20 protein-coding genes are annotated in these 23,071 nt (G+C 40.5%); 17 read left to right on the forward strand and 3 right to left on the reverse strand.

What is annotated here, in order from left to right; genetic code table 11:
- The first annotated feature begins 6 nt into the window (after nucleotides 1-6).
- The 8 genes from J8L73_RS01305 (at nucleotide 7) to fliD (ending at nucleotide 11,112) form a co-directional block, all read left to right on the forward strand.
- Nucleotides 7-1,101 carry a flagellar basal body P-ring protein FlgI gene (locus J8L73_RS01305; protein ID WP_210999167.1) on the forward strand — a complete coding sequence of 365 codons (1,095 nt, stop codon included), beginning with the start codon at nucleotides 7-9 and terminating at the stop codon, nucleotides 1,099-1,101.
- Nucleotides 1,102-1,235: 134 nt separating this feature from the next.
- Nucleotides 1,236-2,228, forward strand: coding sequence for a flagellar assembly peptidoglycan hydrolase FlgJ (flgJ, locus tag J8L73_RS01310; RefSeq protein WP_211014350.1), 993 nt, complete (start codon nucleotides 1,236-1,238; stop codon nucleotides 2,226-2,228).
- Nucleotide 2,229: 1 nt separating this feature from the next.
- Nucleotides 2,230-4,239, forward strand: a complete 2,010-nt coding sequence (gene flgK / locus J8L73_RS01315) for a flagellar hook-associated protein FlgK (RefSeq protein WP_210999169.1) — start codon at nucleotides 2,230-2,232, stop codon at nucleotides 4,237-4,239.
- A gap of 2 nt (nucleotides 4,240-4,241) precedes the next feature.
- Nucleotides 4,242-5,495 (forward strand): flagellar hook-associated protein FlgL, encoded by a 1,254-nt coding sequence (gene flgL, locus J8L73_RS01320; protein ID WP_210999170.1) that lies wholly within the window; start codon nucleotides 4,242-4,244, stop codon nucleotides 5,493-5,495.
- Between the two features lie 264 nt (nucleotides 5,496-5,759).
- Nucleotides 5,760-7,262 carry a flagellin gene (locus tag J8L73_RS01325; RefSeq protein ID WP_210999171.1) on the forward strand — a complete coding sequence of 501 codons (1,503 nt, stop codon included), beginning with the start codon at nucleotides 5,760-5,762 and terminating at the stop codon, nucleotides 7,260-7,262.
- 306 nt (nucleotides 7,263-7,568) lie between these two features.
- Nucleotides 7,569-9,050, forward strand: coding sequence for a flagellin (locus J8L73_RS19435; RefSeq protein ID WP_282098365.1), 1,482 nt, complete (start codon nucleotides 7,569-7,571; stop codon nucleotides 9,048-9,050).
- A gap of 163 nt (nucleotides 9,051-9,213) precedes the next feature.
- Nucleotides 9,214-9,648 (forward strand): flagellar protein FlaG, encoded by a 435-nt coding sequence (locus J8L73_RS01335; RefSeq protein WP_210999172.1) that lies wholly within the window; start codon nucleotides 9,214-9,216, stop codon nucleotides 9,646-9,648.
- A gap of 57 nt (nucleotides 9,649-9,705) precedes the next feature.
- A complete protein-coding gene (gene fliD, locus J8L73_RS01340; RefSeq protein ID WP_211014352.1) occupies nucleotides 9,706-11,112 on the forward strand; it encodes a flagellar filament capping protein FliD in 1,407 nt (468 codons plus the stop codon).
- Nucleotides 11,113-11,199: 87 nt separating this feature from the next.
- Here the strand turns inward: fliD and J8L73_RS01345 are convergent, their stop codons facing one another.
- Nucleotides 11,200-11,496, reverse strand: coding sequence for a hypothetical protein (locus tag J8L73_RS01345; protein WP_210999174.1), 297 nt, complete (start codon nucleotides 11,494-11,496; stop codon nucleotides 11,200-11,202).
- Nucleotides 11,497-11,500: 4 nt separating this feature from the next.
- Nucleotides 11,501-11,902, reverse strand: coding sequence for a flagellar export chaperone FliS (fliS, locus tag J8L73_RS01350; protein WP_210999175.1), 402 nt, complete (start codon nucleotides 11,900-11,902; stop codon nucleotides 11,501-11,503).
- A 359-nt stretch (nucleotides 11,903-12,261) separates the two neighbouring features.
- Here fliS and J8L73_RS01355 point away from each other — a divergent pair, with 359 nt between their 5' ends.
- Complete coding sequence (locus J8L73_RS01355; protein WP_210999176.1) at nucleotides 12,262-13,698, forward strand: sigma-54 dependent transcriptional regulator; 1,437 nt, start codon at nucleotides 12,262-12,264, stop codon at nucleotides 13,696-13,698.
- A 165-nt stretch (nucleotides 13,699-13,863) separates the two neighbouring features.
- Here the strand turns inward: J8L73_RS01355 and J8L73_RS01360 are convergent, their stop codons facing one another.
- Nucleotides 13,864-14,475 (reverse strand): DNA-3-methyladenine glycosylase I, encoded by a 612-nt coding sequence (locus J8L73_RS01360; RefSeq protein ID WP_210999177.1) that lies wholly within the window; start codon nucleotides 14,473-14,475, stop codon nucleotides 13,864-13,866.
- A 132-nt stretch (nucleotides 14,476-14,607) separates the two neighbouring features.
- Between J8L73_RS01360 and J8L73_RS01365 the strand changes: the two genes are divergently transcribed.
- The 8 genes from J8L73_RS01365 (at nucleotide 14,608) to fliJ (ending at nucleotide 23,009) form a co-directional block, all read left to right on the forward strand.
- Entirely contained in the window at nucleotides 14,608-15,720 is a 1,113-nt protein-coding gene (locus J8L73_RS01365; protein ID WP_210999178.1) for an ATP-binding protein, read from the forward strand.
- Nucleotides 15,717-17,141 (forward strand): sigma-54 dependent transcriptional regulator, encoded by a 1,425-nt coding sequence (locus J8L73_RS01370; RefSeq protein ID WP_210999179.1) that lies wholly within the window; start codon nucleotides 15,717-15,719, stop codon nucleotides 17,139-17,141. The genes J8L73_RS01365 and J8L73_RS01370 overlap by 4 nt, the downstream gene beginning before the upstream one ends.
- Before the next feature lie 157 nt (nucleotides 17,142-17,298).
- The gene (gene fliE / locus J8L73_RS01375) at nucleotides 17,299-17,631 is read left to right on the forward strand and encodes a flagellar hook-basal body complex protein FliE (RefSeq protein ID WP_210999180.1); all 333 of its coding nucleotides are present in this window, start codon (nucleotides 17,299-17,301) and stop codon (nucleotides 17,629-17,631) included.
- Nucleotides 17,632-17,651: 20 nt separating this feature from the next.
- Nucleotides 17,652-19,367: a flagellar basal-body MS-ring/collar protein FliF gene (fliF, locus tag J8L73_RS01380; RefSeq protein ID WP_210999181.1), complete on the forward strand. Its 1,716-nt coding sequence runs from the start codon at nucleotides 17,652-17,654 to the stop codon at nucleotides 19,365-19,367.
- Nucleotides 19,360-20,400 carry a flagellar motor switch protein FliG gene (fliG, locus tag J8L73_RS01385; protein ID WP_210999182.1) on the forward strand — a complete coding sequence of 347 codons (1,041 nt, stop codon included), beginning with the start codon at nucleotides 19,360-19,362 and terminating at the stop codon, nucleotides 20,398-20,400. The genes fliF and fliG overlap by 8 nt, the downstream gene beginning before the upstream one ends.
- Nucleotides 20,401-20,403: 3 nt before the next feature.
- Nucleotides 20,404-21,210 (forward strand): flagellar assembly protein FliH, encoded by an 807-nt coding sequence (gene fliH, locus J8L73_RS01390; protein ID WP_210999183.1) that lies wholly within the window; start codon nucleotides 20,404-20,406, stop codon nucleotides 21,208-21,210.
- An 18-nt stretch (nucleotides 21,211-21,228) separates the two neighbouring features.
- Complete coding sequence (fliI, locus tag J8L73_RS01395; protein ID WP_211014354.1) at nucleotides 21,229-22,563, forward strand: flagellar protein export ATPase FliI; 1,335 nt, start codon at nucleotides 21,229-21,231, stop codon at nucleotides 22,561-22,563.
- Nucleotides 22,563-23,009 (forward strand): flagellar export protein FliJ, encoded by a 447-nt coding sequence (gene fliJ / locus J8L73_RS01400; protein ID WP_211014356.1) that lies wholly within the window; start codon nucleotides 22,563-22,565, stop codon nucleotides 23,007-23,009. Before fliI ends, fliJ begins: the two co-directional genes overlap by 1 nt.
- The last annotated feature ends 62 nt before the right edge of the window (nucleotides 23,010-23,071 follow it).

Consider the following 23,071-nt stretch of genomic DNA (forward strand, 5'->3'; position numbering starts at 1 on the left):
AGCAACATGAAAAGCCTAAAAGCTTTATGTTTAGTTGTGTTACTAAGTGTGCAATTTACAGCCAGTGCCGAACGCATTAAAGACGTGTCTATGGTTGAAGGCGTAAGGTCTAACCAATTAGTTGGTTATGGCTTAGTGGTCGGCCTACCTGGTACTGGAGAGCAAAACTCTTATACGCAACAAAGTTTTAGAGGCATGCTAAATAGCTTTGGTATTACGCTTCCTTCTACGCAAAGCCCTAAAATTAAAAATGTAGCCGCAGTCGCTGTTCATGCCGAGTTACCTGCTTTTAGAAAGCCAGGCCAAACAATAGACATCACTGTATCGTCTATTGGTAGTGCTGGCAGTTTACGTGGTGGTACGTTGCTGCAAACCTTTTTAAAAGGGGTAGATGGCAATGTATACGCAATTGCACAAGGTAGTCTAATTGTAGGCGGTTTAGGTGCTCAAGGGCTTGATGGCAGTAGAGTTGTTATTAATACACCCACCGTTGGCAGAGTGCCAAATGGGGCAACAGTTGAGCGAGCAGTAGAAAGCCCATTTATGCAAGGTGATTACATTACTTTTAATTTAAATCGCCCAGACTTTACAACCGCTAAACGTTTAGAAAAAACAATTAACGATTTAGTTGGCCCTAATAGCGCACAAGCAATTGATGCTGCTTCTATCAGGGTTTTAGCGCCACGGGATGCTTCGCAGCGTGTATCTTACTTATCTACGCTTGAAAACCTTGAGTTTAAACCTGCTGATACTGCTGCAAAAATCATTGTTAATTCGCGAACAGGTACCATTGTTATTGGTAAAAACGTAAAGCTTCAGCCCGCGGCAATTACGCATGGTGGCCTTACGGTTACAATCGCTGAGCAGCAAAATGTTTCGCAGCCCAACCCATTGGCACAAGGTGATACAGTCGTCACACAGCAAAGTATTATTGATGTTAATCAAGATGATTCTCGTGCATTTGTCTTTAACCCTGGCGTTAGTCTTGACGATTTAGTACGTGCAATAAACGAAGTAGGTGCAGCGCCTGGTGATTTAATGGCTATTTTGGAAGCCCTCAAAGAAGCGGGAGCCATTAACGGTCAGCTTGTTGTTATTTGATCAGTTATAAATTATTAATCCTTCCAAATAAAGCTTAAGTATACAAAAGTGTCTTAAGCTTTTTTATTACCTATCTTTTTTGGCTCAATTTTTGCATTTCTTAAAGCATTATTCATTTTTGTGTCAAAAAGCTGATGGAAACAAATCACCTCGATAAGCAAAACTTTTTTGATTTAAGTAATTTAAATACATTACGTCAAGACGCTTTAAACAGCGGTGATGCATCAACTGATGCTTCTAAAGCTGCGCTTAAAAAAGCGGCTGCACAATTTGAAGCTATTTTTACGCAAATGCTACTAAAAGGTATGCGTAAAGCAAATGAAGCGTTTGAAGATAAAGACAGCCCTTTTAATTCAAGCGGTGTAAAGTTTTTTGAAGAGATGCACGATCAACAACTTTCCTCGGAGCTGTCATCAAATGGCTCGCTTGGGTTGGCAGATTTAATAGTTCAGCAACTTTCGCCTGAAGCAGATAACTATATGCCTGGTTCCGTACTTAGAACTACAAATGATTTCTTTAGTGATAAGCGTGCGGGGTCAACACTTGTACATGAAAAAAACGAGCAACAAACAACCACTATTGATAGCACTCAAACCAACATTAATGAGCCTAAATCAAGTAGCACTAATTTTGAAACAGCAGAGCAATTTGTAAGTTCTGTGTGGGAACACGCTAAAACTGCGGCGCAAAAAATTGGTTTAAACCCGGCTGTAATGGTAGCTCAGGCCGCTCTTGAAACGGGTTGGGGTAAGCACATAATCAGTAAAAGTGATGGTGGCAGTTCAAATAACTTATTTAATATTAAGTCAGATAAAAGCTGGGAAGGCGACAAAGCAAGTAAAGTAACACTTGAGTTTGAGCAAGGTACCGCTGTTAAAAAACAAGCGAGCTTTAGAGCCTACGATTCTATTAAAGATAGCGTAAACGACTTTGTTGATTTTTTAACGCAAAACCCACGTTACGAAGAAGCACTAAAAAATACCGCAAAGCCAAATGAATTTTTAGATTCACTGCAAAAAGCAGGCTACGCAACCGATCCTAACTACGCAAGTAAAATAAAAAAAGTGCTAAATAGCAGCGAGCTTAAAAATATTGCAACAAGCGCGTTTGCCCAAGGAGTGAAGTAATATGTCGTTTAGTTTATTAAATATTGCCAGTGCAGGGGTGCGTTCAAGCTCTGAACTATTGCAAACGACCAGTAAAAATATCACCAATGTAAATACTGAAGGCTACGTACGTGAGCGTACTGAATTTACAACTATGGTTGATAACCAAGTAGGGCGGGGCGAAACATATAGGCTTTTAAACGAGTTTGCCCAATCGCAGTTAAACCGCGACACCTCCAATAAATCATTTTTCGATCAGTTTGTTACAGAAGCAAATCGAGTCGATACTATTTTTTCTGAAGAGTCGAATAACTTATCAACGGGCATCAACTCGCTATTTAACAACGTGCAAGAGGCGCTAAACCAGCCCTCTTCGTCGGTTGCTCGCTCATTGGTAATGACCGATGCGCAAAGCCTAGTTGATCAAATGGATAGACTTTCTGGCATTGTGCTTGAGCAGCAAAGCATAGTGAACGAACAGCTTGAGATCTTTTCTGAAGAGGCTAATTCATTAATCCAAAATATTAATACCTTGAACCAAGAAATAGCGGTAGTAAACGGAACAAATAACGTATCCGATGCAAGTTCTATTTACAATCAGCGAGATTTAGCCATTCGTGAACTATCAGAGCTCGTTGATATAGAAACACTCGATGGCCCTAATGGCGAAAAACTTGTATTTATGGGTACAGGCGAATCTTTAGTTATGGAAAACGGTACTTTTAACTTGTTTTCACTGTCGGGCGACCCGGATCCTAATTTTAAAGAACTCACACTTGATGTAAATGGCGGCAAAGCTGTGCCGCTTGAAATAGATGCAAGCAAACTTAAGGGAAAAATTGGTGGCTTATTGGCGTTTAGAGACGACATACTTGTACCGGCACAAAACCAAATAGGCCAAATGGGGTTGGCAATTGCTGATGCGTTTAACGAACAAAATAAACTCGGTATGGATGCAAACGGTGATCTAGGCGGTGATATATTTAATATACCTACCGTTGGCGCTTATGCATATAAAGCTAATAGCGGTGGTGTTACTAATATGACAGCCACAGTAGAGTCCGGTAAAGGGAGTGAATTACCGGCAAGTGATTTTATTATTACCTACACCGCTAATGCTGATGAAGTAAGTATTCAACCTATAGATAATAAAGGTGAGCCTGTAGGTAGCGCGTCTTTAGCGACTATACCGGCATCAGGTATCATAGACTCAGACGACATTACTAGCGGTGAATCATTTGGGCTGCAAATTAACGTTTCAGGAAGTGGCGTTGAAGGCGATCAATTTCAAATTAAATTAAATTCAGAAGCCGCGACCCTCATTACACTTGCTACAAGCAGAGGTGAAGACCTAGCGCTTGCTTCACCAATTCGTACAGCAAACAGTATAGACAATACAAGTACAGCAACTATTTCAGCAGGAGAGGTAACAAGTGTTACCTCAGGTGGTTTTACTTCGGCGCCGGGATTAACAAACGGTGATATAACCTTAGTTAAAACTGGTACTGCAAACGAATACCAAATTACAGATGCAAGTGGTACTTCAACATTTACCATAACACCTCCTGCGGAAGGCATGCTGGCACAAGCTGGAGCACCTTTTGATAGCTACGGCTTTGACTTTGACATTGAAGGTACCCCAGCCACTGGAGATACGTTTACTCTTGAATTTAATGAAGGCGGTTTTGATGATAACCGTAATGGTTTGAAACTAGCTGATTTACAAAATGGTGAATTAGTGCGTAAAAATGTAGTAACTACGGCCACTGCCGACAATCACGACACATTTAATCAAGCTTACTCAGGCTTGGTGAGCGATATTGGCGTAGTAACCGGCCAAGCTATTACCAGTGCAAGCGCATTTGACGCGTTAGCTCAGCAATCAGAAGCGTGGTATGAATCGCTTTCCGGTGTAAACCTAGATGAAGAGGCTGCTAATTTACTGCGTTTTCAGCAATCATACTCAGCATCAGCGCAAGTATTGGCTGCAGCTCAAGAAATTTTTGACACCTTATTAAGTGCGGCGAGGTAATCATGCGTTTATCAAATAACTTAATGTACCAAAACAACATAAATAAAATACTCGACAGCCAACAAAGCGTTGCCAATGCACAAGAGCAAGTAAATACTGGTGAGAAGTATTTAACTACTTCAGAAGCTCCTGCCGCTATTTCACAAGGGATGCTCTATTCAAATAAAATACAAACAAACGAGCAATATACAAAGAATATTGCTCAGCTAAGTGGACGCCTCGAAACAGAGGAAACCATATTGCAAAGTATAAATACCAATATTCAGCAAGCGCAAGAACTCACTATTCAAGCCGGTAATGGTGCTTATACTCAAGATGATTTAGAGTCCATTGCTGCAGAACTCAGTGAAATACAAAAAACGCTTGTTAACTTAATGAACACGCGCTCAGAAGACGGCAAGTTTATTTTTTCAGGCTATCAAGATAGCACTCAACCATACCAGTTTGATTCAACAGCGGGTGAATATACTTATAATGGGGATCAAGGTCAGCATGCAATTACAATTGCTGAAGGTGTAAGCATTAAATCGAGCGATAATGGCTTTGATACATTTGAGAAAACTGATGCGCGTTTAAATGTGGAATCTAATACGGCAAGTGTTTCTGGTTCTATTACAGCTGCTAGCGTTTACGTTGACGGGCAAACTGAGTTTGATAACTTCCATCAAGCAAATTACAACGCAGATCCAACGGCTTCTGCAACTGCAAATACGTATAGTGTACTTGTAAGCCCTGGGGCTACGGCTGACGATCCCCAAACTTACGAAATATATAGAGATGGTGCTCCACTAACACCAACAGTAACGGGTGAGGTTACAGATGAGCCAATCGATTTTGCAGGTATGAAGATTGAATTTGAAGGTACAGCACCTGGCCAGCTTGATTTTAGCCTTGAAAAACCAGGTAAAGAAAATGTTCTCAATACATTACAATCACTTATTACAGGTTTAAATGACGGCACACTTGAAGGTGATGATTTTCAAGAAGTGTTAGCCGATGGCTTGGTTCAATTACAAAATGCCAGTGAACAAGTAGTATATACGCAAGCAAGTTTAGGTGGTCGTATGAACGCAGTTGAAAGCGTTAGCGACTCTAACCTTGCACAAGATATTCAAAATAAAAGTAACCTTTCTGATTTAGTAGAAGTAGACATGGCTGAAGCTATTAGCGAACTTACTAAGCAAGAGACCGCACTGCAAGCATCTCAAGCCACATTTGGTCGTTTGACTAACCTTTCATTGTTTGATTACTTATAAGCAGGTTATAAGCAGAAATACCTTGCCGCTTTAGCTAATACAAAGCGGCAAAAACCTCCCTCAAAATAGCGGCAATAATTTGTCACTCTTACGGAAAAACATAAAACTTACACTTTAACTTATAAAAACATAATAAAAACAGTAGTTTGAGTTTGTTTTAAAGTTGGCACAGTAAATGCTTTGTTATGGTTAAATAATTATCGAACAGTGGTTCCTGTTAAAACGTGTTGAACCACACTCTGTTTAAACCTAGGAGATGGTAAAATGGCATTAACAGTAAATACTAATGTGTCGTCACTAAACGCACAACGTAACTTATCAAAATCTGGCGAAGGCTTAGCAACCTCAATGGAACGCTTGTCATCGGGTATGCGTATTAATAGCGCTAAAGATGATGCCGCTGGCCTACAAATTTCTAACCGTTTGACCTCACAAATTAATGGCCTAGCCGTTGCTCAGCGTAATGCCAATGACGGTATTTCAATGGCGCAAACTGCAGAGGGCGCCATGCAAGAGTCAACCAATATTTTGCAGCGTATGCGTGAGCTTGCTCTGCAATCGGCAAATGGTTCGAATTCTCCTGAAGACCGCGAAGCACTCCAAAAAGAGGTTTCAGCACTTCAAGTTGAACTTACACGTATTGCTGATACGACATCATTTGGTGGTCAACAACTATTAGATGGCAGCTATGGTAGTAAAGCATTCCAAGTAGGCGCGAATGCTAATGAAACTATTAACGTATCTCTTTCAAGTGTTGCAGCCGAAAAAATAGGTTCTAATCAAACGAACTTACAGTCAGCAACAACTATAGACGGTTTTGGTCAAGTAAATGAAGTTGCTGGTACTGGAGCCGCTCTCGCTGATAGTGCTATTGCATATGGCGATTTGGTTATTTCCGGCAGAGAGGACTCTACGGTTGCTATTCCAAATGGTGCGAGTGCTGAAGAGGCTGCTGAGCTAATCAATCAAGTAACGAGTGCGACAGGGGTAGAGGCTCAAGCAAGAACAGAAGCACAACTAGATATTTCAGGCGCGGCAACTACTTCGGGTGAGTCTGTAAGCTTTGAATTAAATGGTGAAAAAGTATCGTTTGTTGCTACTGGTACAGCTACAGGCGATGAAAAAGCGATGGCTGAAGCTATTAACAGTAAAACAGACGTTCATGGTGTTACCGCAACTCTTGATAATGGTGTTTTATCTGTGTCAAACAACTCTGGTGCTGATATTGAAATTGTCGAATTTGCAGGGGGCGCAGGTTCACAATTAGATATAACTCCTCAGGGTTATAATGAAAACTCGCCTGGTGATCTTGTTACTCTCGAGACAGGCAGTGCAACTTCCGCTTCTGCAAGAATAGCAGGTGCGATTCAGCTTAATTCATCAGAAACATTTGCAACAACAGCTACAACTTTTGTGGATGAAGTGGCGACAAAAGTAACAAGTTCTCTAGAGAATGCGGCTGAAATTGATATAACGAGTCAAAAAGGATCGCAAGATGCTTTATCGGTAATTGATAACGCTATCGCTAGTATAGACTCTCAGCGTGCAGGGTTGGGTGCTGTTCAAAATCGCTTTAGCCATACAATTAGTAACCTTGCAAACATCGAACAAAATGTATCTGCATCACGAAGCCGTATTCAAGATACCGATTTTGCAACAGAAACTGCTGAAATGACTAAAAACCAAATATTGCAGCAGGCGGGCACATCAATCCTTTCGCAAGCGAACCAGGTGCCACAGGCAGCAATTAGCTTGTTAGGTGGCTAGAAACGCCATTAGTACAAGTGATAATAAAAAGCACATCATGTACGATGTGCTTTTTTAGTTATTAGGGGGTAAGTAGTTCATTTTAAGTAAATGAAGCGCTTTAATAAAAAATAAAATTAATTATTTCATTTAAAATTAGTTACTTAATTCTATTTTCGAATAATTATTAAAAATAAATCAAAATAACGTTAAAGATAATATTTTTCCTGCCGTTAACTTAACCAGTACAGAGCTTGAGCATACAATTGTGACAGCTCTTGGTTAAATTTAAACAGTCACATTACGAAAGTAATCAGGAGTTTTATTATGATTTCAGTAAATACAAATGTATCTTCATTAAACGCTCAGCGTAACCTATCTCAATCAGGTTCTGACCTTGCAACGTCAATGGAGCGTTTATCATCGGGTATGCGTATCAATAGCGCAAAAGATGATGCGGCAGGCCTACAAATTTCAAACCGTTTAACATCACAAGTAAATGGTTTAGCAGTAGCACAGCGTAACGCTAACGATGGTATATCAATGGCGCAAACTGCTGAGGGTGCAATGAATGAGTCAACAAGTATTTTACAACGTATGCGTGAGCTTGCACTACAGTCAGCTAATGGTTCAAATTCTACTGAAGACCGTGAATCTCTTCAAAAAGAAGTCTCTGCACTTCAAGTTGAATTAACACGTATTGCTGAGACAACCTCATTTGGTGGTCAACAGCTTTTAGACGGCAGCTTTGGCTCTAAGTCATTCCAAATTGGTGCTAACGCCAATGAAACAATTAATGTTTCATTGTCGAGTGTAGCAGCAGAAAAAATTGGTTCTAATCAAGTAAACTTACAATCTGCAGCGGCTGATGGCTTTGGTCAGGCTGCAGCTGCAACAACTGCTTTAGCAGCTAGTGGTGTTGCTGGTGGTACATATGACATTTCTGGACGTAATGACGCTCAGGTAACTATTGCTGCTGGTGCGAGCGCTAAAGATGCTGCGGATGCTATTAATAGTGTTACAAGTTCTACGGGTGTTACGGCTCAAGCACGAACTGAAGCTGATTTGTCTCTTTCAGCTCTTGCGGGTAAAGATGAGTCAGTTAGCTTTGAGCTTAATGGTGAAAAACTATCATTTGTTGGTACCGGCACTAAAGCTGGTGATGAGCAAGCACTAGCCGAGGCTATTAACAGTGCTACTGATGATACCGGTGTTACTGCAACAATTGAAAATGGTGCTCTTTCTGTATCAAATAACAACGGCGAAGATATTACATTTGAAGGTTTAACCGACAGCAATGGTACACCATCAGTTGCACTTGACGTTACACCTGAAGGTTATGATGGCGCTGCTGGTACAGCGGTAACAATAAATGACGCAGCTGGTGCAACAAGAATATCGGGTGCTGTTCAGTTGAACTCTTCAGAGACATTTAGTGTAGACGCAAGTGATGCTTCTTTAGCGGCAGGAACAGACCCTGTAACCAGTAAATTAAATGATGTTGCAGATCTTAATATTACAAGCCAAGAAGGTTCGCAAGATGCGTTAGCAATTATTGATAATGCTATTGCAAATATTGATTCACAACGTGCGAGCTTAGGTGCGGTTCAAAACCGTTTTGACCATACTATTAGTAATTTGTCTAACATTTCTGAAAACGTATCTGCTTCACGTAGTCGTATTCAAGACACTGACTTTGCAACTGAAACTGCAGAGATGACGAAAAACCAAATCTTGCAACAAGCAGGTACGTCAATACTATCACAGGCGAATCAGTTACCACAGACAGCACTTAGCCTATTAGGTTAATAAGTTAAACTTTTAGCTTAATGGTAGCTAGCTAGTACATAAAGTCAGTATTAGTTTTAAAACAAGGAGGTGGCTTTAGCTACCTCCTTTTGTGGTTTAAGGGCATAAATTAAGCTATTGTTAATCAAATAACTATATACGTTAGGTAAGTTTAGGAGGCGTTATGAACACCATTACTTCAAACGCAGAAGTTACGATAGCATCAACATCTTTGACGGGTGAAAGTAAGCAGCTAAGCCAGTCTGCATCAACTTTAACTCAGCGTGCTGTTGATGACGTAAATAAATCAGACGGTTTAGGTGCACAAAAACTGTTAAATAATCAGTTCACACAACAAAACTCTGATACAAATAGTTCACAAAACCAACAGCTTGAACGTGAGCAGCTTGAAAAGGTGGCGCAACAATTGCAGGAATTTATGGGTGACATGAACCGCAGTCTGCAATTTCAAGTTGATGAAGACTCAGGCCGAGACGTTATTAAAATACTAGACAAAACCAGTGGTGATGTAATTAAGCAGTATCCTTCAGAAGAGGTTTTAAGCTTAGTATCAAAGCTTTCGGAATCTGCTGGTATTTTGATAGACCAGACTGTTTAGTGGTTATTGCTACACGTATATAGTTAGTTTATTTTTAGGTATTTAAAGAGGTGAAGTATGTCTATTTCGTTTAATGGTTTAGGCTCTGGTTTAGCGGTATCCGATATAGTGGATGCACTCGTTAATTCAGAGCAAGCACCTGCTGAGGCTCGTTTAAATACTACTGAAAGTAACTTAACTACAGATATATCAGCTGTAGGCGCTCTAAAATCTGCTTTGGAACAAGTGCAAACTGCGATGGAAGCTCTAGGTGATGCAGATAATTACCAACAACGCAGTACATCAGGTAATGATGATTTTGTTTCTATCAGTGCTGATGAAGACGCACAGCCAGGTGGTTATTCTGTAGAGGTCAATAACCTTGCTACGGAGCATAAAATACTTTCAGAAGCTTTTGATGCTAACACTGCTGTGGGTGAAGGTATTATGACTCTTAGCTCAGGTGACAATAGCTTTGATGTTGAAGTGTCTGATACTGCGACCTTAAGTGAAATCAGAGATGCGATTAACGACAGCAATGATAACGATAGTATCAACGCAACAATAATAACTGATGATACCGGCCAGCATTTAGTACTTTCAGCCAAAAATAGCGGCCTTGAAAGCGAGATAAAAGTAGAAGTAACAGATATTGACGGTGACAATACAGATACGAACGGTTTATCCCTGTTAGCTTTTGATTCTGCAGGCGTTCAAAATGCATCTGAAATTATCGCTGCTACTGATGCATCAATTACAATTGATGGCTCACTTACTGTAAGCAGTTCTTCAAATACATTTACTGATGTGATAGATGGCATCACTATAACTGCAAAAAAAGCACATGATACTGATGATGACTTAAGTGATATCTCCATAACAGAAAATAACAACAATATTCAGTCAGGCTTAAATAACTTTATTTCCAGCTATAACGAATTACTTGAGCTTAGTAATACTCTCGGCGCTTCAAGTGAAGATGGTGCCGGCGTGATGGCTGGTGATTCGTTATTGCGTGGCGTTATGTCTAAATTACGAGAGCAGATAACTGACTCTGTAGATTTAGGTAATGGTAACTCATTGTCACTTTCTCAGCTGGGGGTTGAAACAGAACGTTACGGAGTGTTGACGCTTAATACTGAAACATTAAATGACAAAATTGATGAAGATGTAGATTTAGTGCAACAGTTTTTTATTGGCAGTGATGAAGATGAAGGTGGCTTTGCCCAGTCGTTTGATGAGCTTATGAGCTTTTATACAGACACCGATGGTATTATCCAAAATCGTATTGACAGTAAAACTAATCAATTGGAAGATGTAGATGATCAGCGCCTCAGTCTTGCAAGTAAAATGGAGTCGTTGTCTGATAGATTATACGCTCAATACAATGCCATGGATTTACTCGTTGCGAATCTTAACTCCACTAGTAGCTATGTGCAAGCTCAGCTTGAAAATATGCCAGGTGTAGTGAGTAACAACTCTTAACTATAAATACTATATATCAGGCATAAAAAAACCGTTTTAAAACGGTTTTTTTATGCCTGATATTTACGTTTAATACTGTGTTAGTAATTAAACCGACTTGTATGCTGAAATGGCTTTCCCCGATTTTTTTTGTCTAATTATAGCTTTCGATGATTCATTTTTTTTAGCCATTGCCTGCTTGTTTATCTTATTTATAGCAGCGTGTATAGCCTCTAATTCTTGAGTATTTGGCGGGGGGGCACTTTCGCACCAGCTCTTAAGCTCACTATTTAAAGTATCCATAATTGGCATAGCTTCATCTGCATTATTACTTTGAACTAATGCTTCAATATTATTAAGCAGTACATTAATACGTTTTGCTTTAGCTGAAAGGCTTTGTCCCATAGCCCTATTCCGCTGGAATGCGTTGATCTGTTGGAATACTATCCCAACCTTCTTTTATTTCTTTAATGATGCTTGAAACTTCAACGACTGCTTCAATATCATTATTTATATTAGCTTGCGTTAATTTACGCTGGCAGTAGGCATAAAGCGCCAATAAATTATCAGAAATACTAGGGTCTTGCTCAACCTCTAAGTTAAGCGCATCTTGCAGCGCACCTAAGAGTAAAATGCATGCTGAAAGGTTTTCACCTTTTTTTTCTATTTCTTTGCGTTCAATAAAACCTTTAGTGGCAGCCAAGCGACCAATAATATTACTAAAAATAAGGTTTATTTGTTCATACGGCGCCATTTCTGCAATATTACTTGCACGAACTTGACTGTATTTCTTCAGTGAGACATGAGCCATGGGTGATCCTAAATTTAACTACTAAAATTATGTAAAACTTATATCAAAATAAAAGCAATATTAATGCCAAGCGTCTTACATCTTAATAGTTATCGGCATTATTACTTGCAACTTAAGTAAATAATAGCCTATATATTTTACATATAAGCTAATTTGTACTTTAAAATTTTAAGTGGGCTTTTTGTATAAGGTCTTTATAAACTGATACTTAATGATTAATTCTTAAGTATGGTTAATTTACTAATCCGTCTGTTTTTTGGCGTTTATGTCAAAAAACTGCCGCTATTGCTTGCATCCGTGCTGAACTGGCTTACAATTTAACTAATTAAATAAATTAGTGAAAGTACGGCTCGCTAACTATGATCTTGATTTTAGATAATAATAACAATCGCTCAATAGGATTAAACGCATCACTTACCTTTATAGGTGAGGCTGTACAATTGCTAGATGAGTCTAGCTTTGAGCAAATATGCAGTAAGTATCAGCAGCAAGAGTGCATCGTAATTTTAGGTGCATTGCAAAGCTTAAATCACGAAAGCTTAATTAAACGCTACCCAACACTCCCTTTTTTATTAATTGGTGAAACACTAAAGCCACTACTAAGCATTGCAAATGTTGTAGGCTTGATTTGTGAGCCTTTTAACCACGAAGTAACCACGCAGCTGCTGCACGATTGCCAGCAATATCAACGTATGCTGCCAACCGACCATAAAGGCCATAAACCTCATAAAGCATTTGATGGCTTAGTAGGTGAAACAGAAGCCGTTAAAGATGTGCGCTTTTTAATTGAACAAGTGGCTAAAACCGATGCAAACGTGCTTATTTTAGGGGAGTCGGGTACAGGTAAAGAGGTTGTAGCGCGCAATGTGCATTTATTGTCTAAGCGAAATACTGGGCCGTTTGTGCCTGTTAACTGTGGTGCAATACCAGGGGAACTACTCGAAAGTGAGCTGTTTGGGCACGAAAAAGGGGCGTTTACAGGGGCTATATCAGCGCGTAAAGGCCGTTTTGAACTTGCTCAAGGTGGCACACTATTTTTAGATGAAATAGGTGATATGCCGCTGCAAATGCAAGTTAAGTTACTTAGAGTACTACAAGAGCGAAGCTATGAAAGAGTAGGTGGCACAAAAGCCATTCAGGCTGATGTGAGGGTTATTGCCGCTACTCACCGTAATCTTGAAAATATGATAGAAGAGGGAAGTTTTAGGGAGGATTTATATTATCGCTTGAATGTATTCCCTATCGAAAACCCTTCTTTGAGTGAGCGTGCTGATGACATTCCGTTACTATTAAAGGAGTTAATGCGCCGTGTTAATGAGCAAAGCGGTACGACCGCTAAATTTACAGAGCGCGCGGTTGAGAGTTTAAAAGCACATGCTTGGCCTGGAAATATTCGTGAGCTTGCTAATTTGGTTGAGCGTATGGTTATTATGTTTCCTGAAAAGGTGGTTGATGTACCTGATTTACCCAATAAATATCGTTACATAGAGGTAGATGCCTATGAACCAGAGTACCCTGAAGAGCTTTTAGAAAAAGATGCCTTTAACGATATTTTTAGCACTGGCTTTAGTGATTATGACTCTGAACCCGAAGCTGAATTTACTAACCAAGGTAGCGGACTATTACCTGAGGACGGTATTGAGCTTAAAGACTATTTAGCGGAGCTTGAAATTAGCTTAATTACTCAAGCACTTGAACGCTTTGATTATGTTGTGGCACGCGCCGCAGAAATACTAGGTGTGAGGCGTACAACACTCGTCGAAAAAATGAAAAAGTATAACTTGTCGCGAGACTAATAGTGCACAAAAGACAAAATACTTTTTCTTCATATTCATTGTCGCTATCACTTTACGAACTTTACCCATTGCGCATGCAGCTTTGGGTTTGAAAGATAAATACACACTTGAACCTTGGCGGTAGACGCCAAGCTTGCTCGCGTGAGAAGAGCAGCTTCTAATTACTTAGCTGTACTTACTCATCGACTTGCTAAAAGCCTCAATAATTTCTTTTTTTCTAAAACAATCATTACTATGGTCGTTAACCATACCGCATGCCTGCATATGTGCGTATACCGTTGTAGGGCCTAAAAATTTAAAACCACGTTTTTTTAAATCTTTTGCAAATGCGGCAGAAGCTTCTGTAATTGCAGGGTAGTCATCAATACTATTTAAATCACTAATAGTTGGCTTATTACCTACAAACTGCCATTGGTAATGACTAAAACTACCAAATTCTTTTTGAATTTCTATAAATCGTTTAGCATTATTAACGGTTGCAGAAATTTTTAAGCGGTTACGCACTATCCCTTCATCAAGCATGAGTCGCTCAACGTCCTGTACTGTATATTTAGCTACTTTGTGTACATCAAAGTTAGCAAATGCTTTTTTGTAGTTTTCACGCTTTTTTAAAATGGTATACCAACTTAAACCTGCTTGCGCCGACTCTAGCGTAATAAATTCAAATAGTTTTGTATCGTCATAAAGTGGCACGCCCCATTCTTCATCATGGTAAATAACGTAGTCTGGTTTAGTGGTGTCGAGCCATGGGCAACGGCACTTTTTTTGCTTACTCATTGTTATTCCTTTTAGTGTGCGTCATTTTTATGTCACTTAAAATTAGCGTGTAACGTAATGAAAAATATACAAATAAATCTTGGTATAAATCGTGCATTTAGCCCTGTATCTACATCTATTTGAGATTTGATTATGGCTCTTGCAAGCGTGTTAAAACCACAGTTTATTTCTGCAAATCAGTATAACCCATGTTTACTTCAAGAGGAGTACATTGGTGAGTTAAGCGATCTGCGAAAGCAAGCTAGCTGGCTTTCGCATTTAGTAGACACTATGCCCGCAGGTGTGGTGGTGCTAGATGGCAAAGGCATGATAGCGAAAGCAAATCAAATAGCGATAGATATGCTTGGTGAGCCATTAGAAGGTGAGAAGTGGTTTAATGTGATTCAGCGCTCTTTTCGTCCACATCAAGATGATGGGCACGAAGTGTCACTTAAAGATGGGCGTTTAATAAAGTTGGATATAACCGCACTCGCTCCTGAGCCTGGCCAACTTATTTTAATGACTGATTTAACAGAAACTCGTCGATTACAAAAAAGAGTTGCCCATATGCAGCGGTTAAGTGCGCTGGGTAAAATGGTTGCGTCATTGGCGCATCAAGTTCGTACGCCTCTTTCTGCTGCTATGTTATATGCAGCTAATTTAGGCTCAAAACGTTTGCCGGAAGCTTCTCGTGACAACTTTCAGACTAAATTAATGTCGCGATTAAAAGATTTAGAGACCCAAGTTAACGACATGCTGCTATTTGCAAAAAGTGGTGATCAGCAAGTTGTTGAGCAAGTTTCCATGCAGCAGTTATTAACAGAGGTTAAAACTGGCGCAGACGCTATGGTAGCCCTTAATAATAGTGAGCTTGATGTCAGCCTACCTGAGCCAGACATACAAATTGTGGGTAATAAAACTGCGCTTGCGAGCGCGATTCAAAATTTAGTGCATAACAGTATTCAAGTTATTGGCAATGGCGCAGTGGTAAAAATAACGGCTCAAACAGATTCACATGACTCAAATATGGTACGAATTAGCGTATGTGATAATGGCCCAGGCGTTGATTTAAGCCAAGGCGATAAAATATTTGAGCCATTCTTTACTACAAAAAGCCAAGGCACAGGCTTAGGACTTGCGGTTGTAAGTTCTGTGGCTAGTGCGCATCAAGGCCGTGTTGACGTGGTTAATAATGAACACGGGGGAGCCTGCTTTAGTATGTTACTTCCCATTAATACCACATCTAAATTAGAGGAATCATTATGAGTAACACTATTTTAGTTGTTGAGGATGACGCAGGCTTACGCGAAGCCTTAATTGATACACTTGAAATGTCGGGTATTGAATGTGTAGCTGCAAATAGTGCAGAGCAAGCAATGCTACTACTTAAAAAAGAGTCATTTTCACTAGTGGTAAGCGATGTACAAATGGGCGCAATGAGTGGTCTTGATTTACTACGTAGTATTAAATTAAATTATCCAGACTTACCTGTATTAATGATGACCGCGTATGCAACAATTGATGATGCAGTAGAGGCAATGCGCTTAGGGGCTATTGATTATATGGCAAAACCATTTGCACCTGAGGTGTTACTAAATATGGTGAGCCGCTACCTACCTGAAAAACCTAAAGATACAGATGGCCCCATTGTGGCCGACCCTACTAGCATTCAGCTACTTGAGCTTGCAAGCAAGGTTGCCCGCTCTGATGCAAGTGTTATGGTGCTTGGCCCTAGTGGTTCAGGTAAAGAGGTACTCGCACGTTATATTCATGATAAATCAAGCCGTAGTAGTGAACCTTTTGTAGCAATTAACTGCGCAGCAATACCAGAGAACATGCTTGAAGCAACCTTGTTTGGCTATGAAAAAGGTGCTTTTACAGGGGCTATTCAAGCTTGCCCAGGTAAATTTGAGCAAGCACAAGGTGGCACTATTTTACTCGATGAAATAACCGAAATGGATTTAGGTCTACAGGCTAAACTATTACGTGTGTTGCAAGAGCGCGAAGTAGAGCGTTTGGGTGGTCGTAAAACAATTCAATTAAATGTACGTGTGCTTGCAACAAGTAACCGCGATTTAAAAGAAGCCGTGGCAGATAATCAGTTTCGAGAAGACTTATATTACAGATTAAATGTGTTCCCGCTTATGTGGCGGCCTTTATGTGAACGCCCTGGTGATATAATTGTGCTAGCTAAACACTTAATAGAACGTCACTTAAGTAAAAGCAAAGAGCCGATGGCGTATTTAGATAGCGCGGCCGAGCAAAAGTTACTTGCTCATGCGTGGCCTGGTAATGTACGTGAGCTCGATAACGTAATTCAACGTGCGCTTATACTGCGCAGTGGCGACACAATAAATGAGCATGCTATTTTTATTGAAAATTTAGCGCCGAGCAATTTTGTTATTCCACAGACTGAAAAAAGTGAAGTGGTAGAGAAAAAGTCGTTGAGTAGCGCTTATTACGATCAGCAAAGTGCTGATGTAATGCCCCAGCAAGATTTACCGACACCAGACACCGGCAGCTATAAAGACGAGCTAAAAGATAAAGAGCATCGAATAATTTTAGAAACGTTAGCGCGTTGTCAAGGTAAACGCAAAGACGTAGCCGAAACGCTCGGTATTAGCCCGCGAACCTTACGTTATAAATTAGCGCAAATGCGCGACTTAGGTATTTCACTTCCAGCATAGCTCCCTTTGAGCCCTAAATTCGAACTACGAATTTAGGGTTGTCAAAACTCTGACTCACAAAATAACATGTTAACATATTGTATTTAAAGGCTTATTTATTTGGCATGCTTTGTGCTTTATTACCTTTAAGAGTTAACTGCACCGTCAGAGAAAAATTATGAAAATTCAAAACAGCGCTGTATTTCAAGAAATGCAATCAATGGCCTTAGAAGCTGGCCGTAGTAATCAAACAAATAAGCTGCCTACTCAGGTTCAATCACCTTCAAGCGCACAGTTTGGCGATATGTTAAGTAATGCACTAAATACAGTACATGAGCTACAACAAGACACAGGCCAAAAAGTAAAAGCCGTTGAAATGGGCGACCGCAGTGTATCGCTTGCCGATGCAATGATTGCTTCGCAAAAATCATCAGTGGCATTTGAAGCAACAGTACAGGTTCGTAATAAACTTGTAGAAGCTTACAAAGAAATCATGAACATGCCTGTTTAACTAGGTAGTGGAGAATTATTGTGGCGCAATCTAATCAATCAACAGACCTTGCACTTGCTGGTGGTACAATCGAGCAAAGCGATGGCGATAGTCAACAAGAGCAAAAATCGGGCTATTTAAGTGCGTTAAATGGTGTTGATGTATTACGCCAAGTCACGCTTGTTATTGCATTAGCTATTTGTTTAGCTATCGCTATTTTTGTTATTATTTGGGCTCGTCAGCCAGACATGCGTCCATTAGGTAAAATGCCTACAGAAGAGCTTATTCAAACGCTTGATTTTTTAGATGCACAAAAAATTGAATACCAACTTGACGGAAATGTCGTATCGGTTGATGAAAGCGAATACCAAAATATTAAATTATTAATGGCACGCGAAGGGCTAGAGCAAGGGCCTACATCTGGTAGCGATATTATTATGCAAGATATGGGCTTTGGTGTAAGCCAACGCTTAGAACGTGAACGTTTAAAGCATGGCCGAGAGCAACAACTTGCCCGCACCATTGAAGAGCTTAACAATGTAACTCGCGCCAAAGTATTGCTAGCTATTCCAAAAGAAAACGTTTTTGCACGTAGAGAAAAAAAGCCATCAGCCACAGTGGTACTTACTCTCAAACGCGGCAGAATGCTTGACGGTGAAGAAATTGACTCAGTTGTTGATATGATAGCGTCAGCCGTTCAAGGGTTAGAGCCTGCTCGTGTAACGGTAACCGATCAAAATGGCCGCTTATTAAATTCAGGCTCACAAAGTTCATTAGCAGCGCGCTCTCGTAAAGAGTACGACCTTGAGCGTAAACGCGAGCAAGAATATTTAGAAAAAATAGATAGCATACTTATTCCGGTTGTAGGGTTAGGTAATTACACCGCTCAGGTTGATTTAAGTATGGACTTTAGCGCTGTAGAAGAAACTCAAAAACGTTATAACCCCGACTTACCCGCTGTACGTAGCGAAACCACATTTGAAGAAAGTAACATAGGTGGTCTAGCTGTGGGTATTCCTGGTGCGCTGACTAATCAGCCCCCGGTTAATTCAAATATTCCTGAGGTCGCAGGGCAAGGCGGAGCAGGCACTGCCACTTCTCCAACACGCAGCCATAAAGAGGCAACGCGTAACTACGAGCTAGATACAACTATTTCCCACAAACGCCAACAAACCGGTGTAATACGTAGAATTAGTGTGTCGGTTGCTGTTGATTATCTACCTAAAGTAGGTGAAAACGGCGAGACAACAATGGCTCCTCGTTCGGTTGAGGCATTATCAAATATTCGTCGTTTACTCCAAGGCGGTGTTGGCTTTGATATGCAACGAGGTGATGCGCTTGAAGTAGTTACCGTACCATTTGTAAGAGAAGCGACTGATTTAGATTTTGAAGTCCCGCTTTGGGAGCAAGACTGGTTTATGAAAATAGTCCGCCTTGTACTTGGTGCCTTAGTTATTATTGTATTAATAATGGCAGTAGTAAAACCAATGCTTAAACGCTTAATTTACCCTGATGATACTCTAGAAGAGTACGACGAAGATGCATTAAGCTCAGGCTTAGATATTGGCGACAGTACGCTCGATATGCTAAATAAAGACTTTGATTCTGCTTCGGTTGGTTTCTCAAGTGATGGTACACTGCAGTTACCGGATTTACATGGCGATGAAGACTTACTTAAAGCAATTCGTGCCCTTGTCGCTAACGAACCAGAACTATCATCACAAGTAGTGAAAGCGTGGTTAACAGAAGATGACTGATCAAGAACAAAAACAACTCCCGCCATCGTTTGATGTTGATAAACTAGACGGTGTAGATAAAGCCGCTATATTACTTTTGAGTTTATCAGAAGAAGATGCCGCGCAAATACTTAAACACTTGGAGCCAAAGCAAGTACAGAAGGTGGGTATGGCGATGGCTGCGCTAGATGATTTATCGCAGGCTAAAATAAGTGCTGTACATAATTTGTTTATAGAGCAAATTCAAAGCTTTAGTACTATTGGTTTTCAGTCAGAAGACTTTATTAAAAAAGCGCTTACAGCCGCTCTTGGTGAAGATAAAGCCGCGAGTCTTATTGACCAAATTGTTATGGGCTCAGGGGCTAAAGGTTTAGATTCATTAAAATGGATGGACTCTAAACAGGTCGCCAACATTATTCGCAATGAGCATCCGCAAATTCAAACAATTGTACTGTCGTACTTAGAGCCGGAGCAGTCAGCTGAAATTATTGCGCAATTTCCTGAAAAAGTGCGTCTTGATTTAACTATGCGTATTGCCAATCTTGAAGAAGTACAACCAGCTGCTTTACAAGAGCTTAATGAAATTATGGAAAAACAATTTGCCGGCCAAGCAGGTGCGCAAGCAGCTAAAATGGGTGGCTTAAAAGCTGCGGCAGATATTATGAACTACCTAGATACAAACGTAGAAGGGCAGTTAATGGACTCTATTCGTGAGCATGACGAAGAAATGTCGCAACAAATTCAAGATCTGATGTTTGTGTTTGAAAACTTACTGGACGTTGAAGATCGTGGTATTCAAGCAATATTGCGTGAAGTTCAGCAAGATGTATTAATGAAGGCCATTAAGGGCACAGATGATGCGCTTAAAGATAAAATACTTGGCAATATGTCTAAGCGTGCAGCCGAAATGCTTGCTGATGATTTAGAGACAATGGCACCTGTGCGTATAAGTGAAGTAGAGGCTGCACAAAAAGAGATTTTATCAACTGCGCGCAGATTATCTGACTCAGGTGAAATTCAACTTGGTGGCGGTGGTGGTGAGGAGTTCTTGTAAACCATGAGCAAACTCAAAGGTCATACCCTTCGCGCTGACGAAGCTGATGAATTATTAAAAAACTGGGCTATTCCTGATGTAGCTCCAGACGAAAGTAGTTTTGGCGATCGCTCTACTGCTTATGGCACCCCTCTGAGTGAGCTTTACAAAAAAGAGCTTGAGGAGGAGATGCCCGCTGATGAACCCGAAGAGCCAGAACTCCCTTCATTAACTATGGTTGAGCTTGAGCGTATTAGACAAGACGCGTACGAGGAAGGGCTCAAACAGGGTCATGAGCAAGGTTACATAGATGGCTTTGAAAAAGGCGTCGGTGAAGGCAAAGACGCTGGCTACAAAGAGGGCGTTGAGCTTGGCAAATCACAAGGTCATGAAGACGTTAAACCGCTGATTGAAGAGCAGTTAACGAGTTTAAAAAGCATTTTAGAGAGCTTAACCATCCCCCTCAATAAAGTAGATGAACAAGCAGAAAAGCAATTAGTACAATTAGCAAGTATGTTAGCCGAAGCTGTTATTTATCAAGAAGTAAAAACATCGCCCGATGTTATTTTACATACCTTAAAGCAAAGCATTGATTCACTTAATGCTGAACAAGAAAAAGTACGCATACATTTACACCCAGACGACCTTGCCCTTATAAAAGAGAGTTACGGCGAGCAAACAATTGCTGATAATAATTGGCAGCTAGTTGCAGAGCCAACGCTTGAGCGCGGCGGCTGTGAGGTGAAAACAGCACAATCGTCGCTCGATATGACCCTAAAAACACGTGTCAAAGAAACGTTGGATAGTTTTTTGCATAATAGTGGTATCTAATTTCATTTTTGGCGTGTTATGTCACAGCAACGTGCACCTTTAAGCGAACGCTTATCTCAATACCAACAACATATAAAAACTCCAGCGCCGGCTGTGGCCGGTATTTTAACGCGAGTGGTAGGCCTTACTTTAGAAGCTAAAGGTTTGCGTGCACCTGTTGGTAGCCAATGCAAAATTGAAACAATGCACGGCTTTGTTGATGCTGAAATCGTCGGGTTTAATGATCAAACACTCTATTTAATGCCAAATGATCATATTTCTGGCGTGTTACCTGGTGCCAGAGTTATTCCTCAAGTAAACGATACCGGTTTACCGGTGGGAATGAGCTTACTAGGTCGCGTAGTTGATGGTTTAGGCCGTCCTCTTGATGGGCTGGGTAAAATAAATGCCGAACATCATTTAAAGTTTGCTCAAAACACAATAAACCCCCTCTCAAGAAGGCCAATTAGTAAACCTATGGATGTAGGTGTGCGTGCTATCAACTCCGTAATTACAGTAGGGCAAGGTCAGCGTATGGGCTTGTTTGCAGGCTCTGGTGTTGGTAAGTCGGTGCTATTAGGAATGATGACCCGAGGCAGCGAAGCCGATGTAATTATTGTTGGTTTAGTCGGTGAACGTGGGCGAGAAGTAAAAGAATTTATTGAAGAAATACTAGGTGTTGAGGGACGTAAACGCTCAGTTGTTGTTGCAGCCCCTGCTGATGCTTCACCCCTTATGCGCTTAAAAGGCTGTGAAAGTGCAGTTACCATTGCCGAATACTTTAGGGATCAAGGATTAAATGTATTGTTGTTACTTGATTCGGTAACGCGTTATGCCATGGCGCAACGTGAAATAGCGCTTGCTGTAGGCGAGCCACCGGCTACTAAAGGCTATCCGCCTTCAGTATTTGCAAAGCTTCCTGCATTGGTTGAGCGCGCTGGTAATGGTGGGGAAGGTCAAGGCTCTATTACCGCCTTTTTTACTGTACTGAGTGAAGGTGATGATATGCAAGACCCAATAGCCGATGCTGCCCGCGCTATTTTAGATGGACATATTGTGCTTTCTCGAGATTTAGCCGACAGCGGACATTACCCCGCTATAGATATTGAAAAGTCGATTTCGCGTGTTATGCCGCAAGTTGTGTCTGAACCGCATATGCAGCAAGCTCGCGTGTTAAAACAAGTGTATTCGATGTATCAGCAAAACAAAGATATGATCACTCTTGGCGCCTACCAAAAAGGGACCGACCAAATGCTTGATCAAGCGATAAACATGATGCCAAGAGTAAATGCGTTTTTACAACAAGGTATGCGAGATGTGATTAGTTACGACGACGGCTTACTTGGTCTTGCTCAGTTATTAGGACAAGCATAATGGCTAAAAATAAACTCGATTTATTGCTAAAGCTCGAAAACGACAAAGAAGAAAGTTTGCGAATGAATTACTTACAAGCAAATCAAAACCTGCAAGCAAACCAACAGAAGCTTCAAGGGCTAAACGACTTTAGATTGGAGTATTCACAACAATTACACTTAAAAGGTAAATCGGGTTTATCGAGTGCCGGGTTTGGTCAGTATCATGCGTTTATAGCTAAAATTGAAGAGGCTATTCGCCAGCAAGCAAGTACAGTAAATACAGCAAAGCAAGTTGTTACCCAGCGAAAAGCACTATGGTTAAAGCAGCAAATTAAGGCAAAAGCGGTGGCTAAATTAATCGAAAAACAAAGGCTTAAAGCCAGTGCTTTAATAGCAAAAAATGAGCAAAAAATGTTAGATGAGTTTTCGGCCAACCAATTTTTTCAACGTCGTAAATCTTTATAAATTAGGCACGTTAATTGCTTCGCTACTCGGTGGTATTTAATTTTTGGCAATATGCGGTGGTA

Origin of the sequence: Pseudoalteromonas sp. MMG006, from assembly GCF_018101025.1 — a bacterium.
Lineage (GTDB): Bacteria > Pseudomonadota > Gammaproteobacteria > Enterobacterales > Alteromonadaceae > Pseudoalteromonas.